Below are 7,675 nucleotides of genomic sequence, written 5' to 3' on the forward strand. Positions count from 1 at the left end.
AGCATGACCGACCGCGAACGCTTTGTGCTCCTCAGGGACGACCGTGAGGACCGGACGGTGGTTTTCGCCGACCCGATCGCGGTCGTCACCGTGCGCGAGCACGCCGGTTTCGAGCCGGCTTTCGCGGCCTTGCAGGCTGCCCATGCGAAGGGCCACTGGATCGCCGGCTTCATGAGCTACGAAGCCGGCCATCTCTTCGAGGAGAAACTCGCCCCGCTTGCGGTGGAGAACCGTCCGACGCCGCTGATGAGCTTCGGCATCTTCGAGAAGCCGGCGGACGGCCATCCGCTTTCAAGCGTGCGCCAGCGCGTCGAGAACGAGCCGTTCCTGACCGAGCCGCAAGCCCATTGGGATTTCGAGACCTACCGCAGCCGCTTCGATCGCCTGCACCAGCACCTGCGGCAGGGCGACTGTTATCAGGCGAACCTCACCATGCCGATCCGCGCCCGCTGGAACGGCGATCCGCTCGCCGCCTTCTGGTCGTTGATCGAGCGCCAGCCGGTGCACTACGGCGCCTTCGTCTCGCTCGACGGGCCGCAGCTTCTTTCCCGCTCGCCGGAACTCTTCTTCGACATCGACAGCGACGGCTGGATCGAGACGCATCCGATGAAGGGCACCGCGCCGCGCGGCGCCAATGCGGCGGAGGACGAGCGGATCATCGCCGCCATGCAGGCAGATCCGAAGTCGCAGGCGGAAAACCGCATGATCGTCGATCTCCTGCGCAACGACATCTCGCGCATCACCGAAGTCGGCACGCTGCATGTGCCCAAGCTCTTCGCCGTCGAGACCTATCCGACCGTGCACCAGATGGTCAGCCATGTGCGGGCAAAGCTCCTGCCCGGCCTGTCGATCCGCGATATCTTCTCCGCCCTCTTCCCCTGCGGCTCGATCACCGGCGCACCGAAAATGCGCGCCATGGAAATCCTGCACGACCTGGAGAACGGCCCGCGCGACGCCTATTGCGGCGCCATCGGCTTCATCGCGCCCGACGGCACGATGCGCTTCAACGTGGCGATCCGGACCATCTCGCTCTTCGAAGACGGCGATGCCGTCTTCAATGTCGGCGGCGGCATCGTCTTCGATTCCACCGCCGAATCCGAATATGAGGAATGCCTGCTGAAGGCGCGCTTTGCCGTGGGGGATCAATGGATCTCTCGCTGATCGAGACCCTGCGCTGGGAGCCGGCCGTCGGCTTCGTCCGACTGGAGCGGCATCTGGCGCGGCTGGCGCGCTCGGCGTCCGCGCTGGGATTGCCGGGAGCCGATGCGGCAAGGGCCGCCTTGTCCGCAGCCCTGCCGCAACAGACGCCGCTGCGCGTGCGTCTCGAGCTGTTCGCGGGCGGGCGTCTTGACGTGCAGACGGCCCCCTTCACCCCGCTCGCCCCCGACGCGACATGGCGGGTGAAGCTAGCGGCCACGCCCCTTTTCTCGGCCGATCCGCTGCTGCGCCACAAGACTTCCCGCCGCGATGCCTACGGCGCGGCGCGTGCCGAATTCCCGGCGAGCGAGGCCGACGAAGTGATCCTCCTCAACGAGCGCGGCGAACTGTGCGAGGGCACCATCACCTCGCTCTTCCTCGATGACGGCACCGGCGTGCTGAAGACACCGCCGCTTACCTCCGGCCTGCTTGCCGGCGTGCTGCGCGAGGAACTGCTCGAAACGGGCAAAGCCGTCGAACAGGTCCTGCGCCCGCAAGACCTCGATCGCGGCGCGATCCTGATGGGCAATTCCCTGCGCGGACTGATCCGGAGCGAACGTGCATGAAACAGCCGGCCTATACGCCCTATGACGGTTCCGCCCGCCTCTTCACCATCGGCCTCGGCCCGCTCGACCCGGACCGCTGGATCGAACCGGACGGCGAGATGGAACGCTACCTTCTCGAAAAGGACCGGCTGATCGCCCACCACCGCGACGCCGTCTTCGTCGAGGAAGAGGGCACGCGCGCCGCACAACGGGAAGTCCTGGACCTTCTTTCCGACCATCTGGCGCAGCGCCACCCCGACCGCTACAGCCGCAAGGGTTCGGCCATCTCGGTCGGCGCGCGCAGCATCGAACTCGACAGCGGCGAAGCGCCGCTCGTCACCGCCGGCGCGCTGGTTCAGGAAGACCTCGTGCTGATGCGCCGCGACGATAGCGGCTGGCGGCTCGTTGCGGGTTACGTCGCCTTCCCCTCCTCCTGGTCGCTTGCCGAAAAGTTCGGCCGCCGGATGGAGGATATCCATGCCCCCGTGCCGGAATTCGGCGAGGGCACGCGCAACGCCCAGCTGATCAACCGCATGTTCGACAATCTCAAGGTCGAACAGCCCGTCTTCCGCTTCAACTGGTCGATCAATCCGGATGCCGACCTGCACTATCCGGCCTCCAAGGCGCATGGCGCATTGCCGCAAGGCCACCGACTGTCGCTCGAAACCACCTTCGCCCGCGTCGAGCGCCAGACACTGCGCAAATTGCCCGTCTCCGGCGACATCCTCTTCACCATCCGCATCTACACCGATCCGCTCGCCGCCGTGCGCACCCTGCCCGATGCGGCAAAGGTCGCCGCTGTCTTCGCCGACCAGCTCGAAACGCTGACGCTGCCGCAGGCGCAATACAAGGGACTTGTCGAGAAAAGGGCAGCACTCGTGGCTGAATTGCGGGCGGTCGCAGCCGGTTAAATATACCGCCGCAGAAAACTTCCGCCTCCCTTTATTGTGACAGAAATCTGTGATCTAGCGCTTAGCATGGCAGGACCTTCGAGGGTCCTGTTTTGCGCAAAGCGGCCGTCCGCAGGAGAACCAAATGGCAGACAGCACCTATCCGGTTTATGGCGAAATTACCGGCCCGATCGTGATGATCGGCTTCGGATCCATCGGGCGCGGCACGCTGCCGCTGATCGAGCGCCACTTCAAATATGACCGGAACAGGCTGATCGTCATCGAGCCGCGCGAAGACGAGGCCGACGCCGAAATCTATGCCCGTCATGGCGTGCGCCACATCAAGGCGCATGTCACCAAGGACAACTACAAGGACCTGCTGAAGCCGCTCCTCAAGGAAGGCGAAGGCCAGGCTTTCTGCGTCAACCTCTCCGTCGATACCGGCTCGCTCGACCTGATCAAGCTGTGCCGCAAGCTCGACGTGCTCTATATCGATACCGTCGTCGAGCCCTGGCTCGGCTTCTATTTCGACAAGGACATGAAGAATGCCGACCGCACGAACTACGCCCTGCGCGAAACCGTGCGCAAGGAGAAGGAAAAGAGCCCGGGCGGCACGACGGCCATTTCCACCTGCGGCGCAAATCCCGGCATGGTCTCCTGGTTCGTCAAGCAGGCGCTGCTCAATCTTGCCAACGATCTCGAACTGAAATTCGAAGAGCCTGCGCAGGACGACCGCGAAGGCTGGGCCAAGCTGATGAAGAAGGCCGGCGTCAAGGGCGTGCACATCGCCGAGCGCGATACCCAGCGCACCAAGAACCCGAAGCCGTTCAACACCTTCTGGAATACCTGGTCTGTCGAGGGCTTCATCTCGGAGGGCCTACAGCCTGCCGAACTCGGCTGGGGCACCCATGAAAACTGGATGCCGAAGAACGCCAAGAAGCACAAGAAGGGCTGCAAGGCGGCCATTTACCTGGAACAGCCGGGCGCCAATACGCGCGTTCGCTCCTGGTGCCCGACGCCCGGCCCGCAATACGGCTTCCTCGTCACCCACAACGAGGCGATCTCGATCGCCGACTTCTTCACGGTGCGCGACAAGAACGGCGACGTCACTTACCGCCCGACCTGCCACTATGCCTACCATCCGTGCAATGACGCCGTCCTGTCGCTGCATGAAATGTTCGGCAATGGCGGCCATCAGCAGCCTGTCCTGCATGTGCTCGACGAGAAGGAACTGGTCGACGGCGTCGATGAACTCGGCGTTCTGCTCTATGGCCACGACAAGAATGCCTACTGGTACGGTTCGCGCCTGTCGCTGGAGGAAACCCGCCGCATCGCTCCCTACCAGAACGCAACCGGCATGCAGGTGACCTCCGCCGTGCTCTCCGGCATGGTCTGGGCGCTCGAAAACCCGAAGGCCGGCATCGTCGATACGGACGAGATCGACTACAAGCGCTGCCTCGAAGTGCAGATGCCCTATCTCGGCCCGGTCGAAGGCCACTACACCGACTGGACCCCGCTCGACGGCCGCCCGGGCCTCTTCCCGGAAGACCTCGACACGAAGGATCCGTGGCAGTTCAAGAATATCCTGGTTCGCTGAACCACCCGCGACACCGTCCTCTGTCATGGCAGGCCCGCCGAGCATGACAGAGGAGAGGTCCGCTCGACTTTTCAGCCTTCTCGAACGCCCGCGCCAAGCCGCGGGCGTCTTCGCTTTCAATGGGATAATACTCATTCGCCCCGCCGCGTATCTTGCTTTCGACCTGTCTTCACGGCATGTTCTGCCGAACCGGACGGGTGGTTTGCGCCGCCGTGACCTTGGGAGAACCATATGAAGCCGATCACAGTCCTGAGCCTGCTCGCCGCCGCCGCCGCGCTCGCCTCCTGCCAGACCGAGCGCGCACCGCGCGACATGCCGACGGCCCAGCGGCCCATGCCGACCGGGGTGGAAGGCGCCTGGGTGGATCCGAACGGCATCGTCTCGACCTTCTCGGCCGGCACGTTCACGACGCGCACGACCGACACGAACCAGCTCCTGGCGTCGGGCACCTATGTGAAAAACTCCCCGACGCTGGTCGAGATCAACATGACCTCGCTGGTGCGCAACACCCAGTCCAAGGTCAATTGCGCGCTCGTCAGCCAGAGCCAGCTCAACTGCACCACGGCCGAAGGCGCACAGTTTTCGCTTTCCCGCCGCGCCTGAGCCAGGGCAGATATCCAAAAAGGGCCGCAAGGCCCTTTTTTCGTTTCGGCGCATGGCCACGCTGCCACGCCCCTGTTTTCTCTTGAAGTTGCCGGCAAGCGATGAAAACATCCGCCAGCCGGCTGTCATGTTTCCGGTCTATGGGAAGAGGCAGCCCCTCCCAGGCGGTCGGTCGCGGGGCAAACGAGGAGAACAGTCCATGACGATTATCCGATCCGGCCTTCTGGCCGCCTCCCTTATCGTACTCTCCAGCGGCTCTGCGCTTGCGGATTACGAACTGAACATCCTGCATATCAACGACCTGCATTCACGCATCGAGGCGATCAACAAGTTCGATTCGACCTGCTCCACGGAGGAGGAAGGCAAAGGCGAGTGCTTCGGCGGCGTCGCGCGCCTCAAGGCAGCGATCGATGCCCAGCGCCAGGCGCTCACCGGCAAGAACGTGCTGCTCCTCAATGCCGGCGACAATTTCCAGGGCTCGCTCTTCTACACGACCTACAAGGGCGCGGTGGAAGCCGAATTCCTCAACCTCATGAAGTTCGACGCCATGACCGTCGGCAACCATGAATTCGACGACAGCGAGGACGGTCTTGCCACCTTCCTCGACAAGGTCCAGTTCCCGGTCGTCACCGCCAATGTCGCAGCCGGCGCAAGCTCGAAGCTCGGCGACCGCATCAAGCCCTTCATCGTGATCGAGCAGGGCGGCCAGAAGATCGGCATCGTCGGGGCCGTTGCGAACGACACGGCGGAACTCTCCTCCCCCGGCCCGAACGTGCTGATCGGCAATGACGTCGCAGACATCACCGCGGCCGTCGGCGAATTGAAGAAAGCGGGCGTCGACAAGATCATCGCGCTGACCCATGTGGGCTATCCGCGCGACCTCGCCGCCATCGCCAAGATCCCGGATGTGGACGTGGTGGTCGGCGGCCATACCAACACGTTCCTTTCCAACACCTCGGACAAGGCGGAAGGCCCCTACCCGACGCTGGTCGACAATCCCGGCGGCTACAAGGTGCCGGTCGTGCAGGCGGGCGCCTATTCGAAGTATCTCGGCAATCTGAAGGTCGTCTTCGACGATGCGGGCGCGGTGAAGGAAGCCTCCGGCGAGCCGATCCTGATCGATTCCTCCATCAAGCCGGACGAGGCCGTCCTTGCCCGGATCAAGGAGCTTGCCGGCCCGATCGATGAGCTGAAGAACAAGATCGTCGCCGAAAGCGCAGAGCCGATCGACGGCTCGCGCGAGGTATGCCGCGCCGCCGAATGCGCCATGGGCAACCTCGTGACGGACGCCATCCTTGACCGCACCAGGGACCAGGGCATGACCATTGCCATCACCAATGGCGGCGGCCTGCGTTCGTCGATCGATGGCGGCCCGGTTTCGATGGGCGAGGTCATCTCCGTCCTGCCCTTCCAGAACACCGTAGCGACCTTCCAGCTCAAGGGCTCGGACCTCATCGCCGCGCTTGAAAACGGCCTCGGCCAGATCGAGGAAGGCGCGGGGCGCTTCCCGCAGGTTTCCGGCATGAAGTATTCCTTCGACAAGTCGAAGCCGGCAGGCAGCCGCGTCGTCTCCGTCGAGGTCAAGGAGGGCGAAGCCTTCGTGCCGCTCGATCCGGCCAAGACCTATGGCGTCGTTTCCAACAACTACCTGCGCGCCGGGGGCGACGGTTATTCGATCTTCGCCAAGTCCGGCATGAACGCCTACGATTTCGGTCCGAACCTCGAGCTGGTCGTCGCCGACTATCTCGCCGCCAACCGCCCCTACAAGCCCTATACGGACGGCCGCATCACCGAGGTCGCCGCAGCGGCATCCACGCAGACCCCGGCGACAGCCGACGCTGCAACGACGCAGACGGACGCGAAGTCGGTCGATGGCGCTGCCGCCGCCGGCGAAGTGGCGGCCACCACCACCGCATCCGAGTCCGCGGCAACGGCTGGCGGCAAGCATGTCATCGCCCGCGGCGACACGCTCTGGGACCTGGCCAAGGCCGCCTATGGCGACGGCACGCTGTGGCGCAAGATTGCAGCAGCCAATGGCAATCCGCGTCCGCGCACGCTGCATATCGGCACGGAGCTGTCGATCCCGGCCAAATAAGGACAATTTGTCTCCACTTTTTATGCCGGTCCGGGCTTTCCCGGGCCGGCATTTCTTTTTAGAACCATTCTGAACGGACCGGCCCCGCCGCGCAGAAGAAGAATGAACGACAACGTACAGGATCGCACCATCATGCAGGACATTGCCAAGCCCACCGCCCATCCGCCCGTCAAGCATGGCAAGGTCGGTGTGCTCCTCGTCAATCTCGGCACGCCTGATGGCACGGACTACACCTCGATGCGCCGCTACCTGCGGGAATTCCTGACCGACAAGCGCGTGATCGAATGGCCGCGCATCGCCTGGTATCCGATCCTGTTTGGCATCGTGCTCAACACCCGCCCCGGCAAGGTCGGCAAGGCCTATGAGACGATCTGGAACAAGGACCGGAACGAGAGCTACCTGCGCACCTATACGCGCAGCCAGGCCGAACTGATGGCAACGGCGCTTGAGGACCATTCCGAGGTCGTCGTCGACTGGGCCATGCGCTACGGCCAGCCGTCCATCGCATCGCGCATGGAACATCTGCAAAAGCAGGGCTGTGAGCGCATCCTCGTCTTCCCGCTCTATCCGCAATATGCAGCCGCAACGACGGCGACCGTCAACGACAAGGCGTTCGAGACGCTGCTCAAGATGCGCTGGCAGCCGGCGCTGCGCACCGTGCCGCCCTATCACGACGACCCGGCCTATATCGATGCGCTCGCCGTCTCCATCGAAAAGCACCTTGCGACGCTCGACTGGGAGCCGGAGC

At 63.9% G+C, this 7,675-nt stretch carries 7 protein-coding genes; all 7 read left to right on the forward strand.

The genetic code is table 11. The features are described from left to right. The first annotated feature begins 3 nt into the window (after positions 1–3). Positions 4–1,161 carry an aminodeoxychorismate synthase component I gene (locus WA950_RS10055; protein ID WP_424551568.1) on the forward strand — a complete coding sequence of 386 codons (1,158 nt, stop codon included), beginning with the start codon at positions 4–6 and terminating at the stop codon, positions 1,159–1,161. Further along, a complete protein-coding gene (locus WA950_RS10060; RefSeq protein ID WP_424551569.1) occupies positions 1,146–1,763 on the forward strand; it encodes an aminotransferase class IV family protein in 618 nt (205 codons plus the stop codon). Before WA950_RS10055 ends, WA950_RS10060 begins: the two co-directional genes overlap by 16 nt. Beyond that, the gene (locus WA950_RS10065; RefSeq protein ID WP_424551570.1) at positions 1,760–2,653 is read left to right on the forward strand and encodes a heme-dependent oxidative N-demethylase family protein; all 894 of its coding nucleotides are present in this window, start codon (positions 1,760–1,762) and stop codon (positions 2,651–2,653) included. The genes WA950_RS10060 and WA950_RS10065 overlap by 4 nt, the downstream gene beginning before the upstream one ends. Before the next feature lie 124 nt (positions 2,654–2,777). Then, positions 2,778–4,229: a homospermidine synthase gene (locus tag WA950_RS10070; RefSeq protein WP_424551571.1), complete on the forward strand. Its 1,452-nt coding sequence runs from the start codon at positions 2,778–2,780 to the stop codon at positions 4,227–4,229. A gap of 231 nt (positions 4,230–4,460) precedes the next feature. Beyond that, positions 4,461–4,832 carry an outer membrane lipoprotein Omp10 gene (gene omp10, locus WA950_RS10075; RefSeq protein WP_424551572.1) on the forward strand — a complete coding sequence of 124 codons (372 nt, stop codon included), beginning with the start codon at positions 4,461–4,463 and terminating at the stop codon, positions 4,830–4,832. 199 nt (positions 4,833–5,031) lie between these two features. Further along, positions 5,032–6,927, forward strand: a complete 1,896-nt coding sequence (locus WA950_RS10080; RefSeq protein WP_424551573.1) for a 5'-nucleotidase C-terminal domain-containing protein — start codon at positions 5,032–5,034, stop codon at positions 6,925–6,927. 132 nt (positions 6,928–7,059) lie between these two features. Beyond that, a partial coding sequence (hemH, locus tag WA950_RS10085; protein WP_424551578.1) for a ferrochelatase occupies positions 7,060–7,675 on the forward strand: 616 nt, incomplete at its 3' end.

The sequence above is a fragment of the Shinella sp. genome (genome assembly GCF_049651085.1).
In the GTDB taxonomy this organism is placed as follows: domain Bacteria; phylum Pseudomonadota; class Alphaproteobacteria; order Rhizobiales; family Rhizobiaceae; genus Shinella.

What these genes read in the sequence shown, in the direction of transcription:
- omp10 (WP_424551572.1), top strand. Translation starts at nt 4,461, where the DNA reads ATGAAGCCGATCACAGTCCTGAGCCTGCTCGCCGCCGCCGCCGCGCTC.
- WA950_RS10070 (WP_424551571.1), top strand. Translation starts at nt 2,778, where the DNA reads ATGGCAGACAGCACCTATCCGGTTTATGGCGAAATTACCGGCCCGATC.
- WA950_RS10065 (WP_424551570.1), top strand. Translation starts at nt 1,760, where the DNA reads ATGAAACAGCCGGCCTATACGCCCTATGACGGTTCCGCCCGCCTCTTC.
- WA950_RS10080 (WP_424551573.1), top strand. Translation starts at nt 5,032, where the DNA reads ATGACGATTATCCGATCCGGCCTTCTGGCCGCCTCCCTTATCGTACTC.
- WA950_RS10060 (WP_424551569.1), top strand. Translation starts at nt 1,146, where the DNA reads ATGGATCTCTCGCTGATCGAGACCCTGCGCTGGGAGCCGGCCGTCGGC.
- WA950_RS10055 (WP_424551568.1), top strand. Translation starts at nt 4, where the DNA reads ATGACCGACCGCGAACGCTTTGTGCTCCTCAGGGACGACCGTGAGGAC.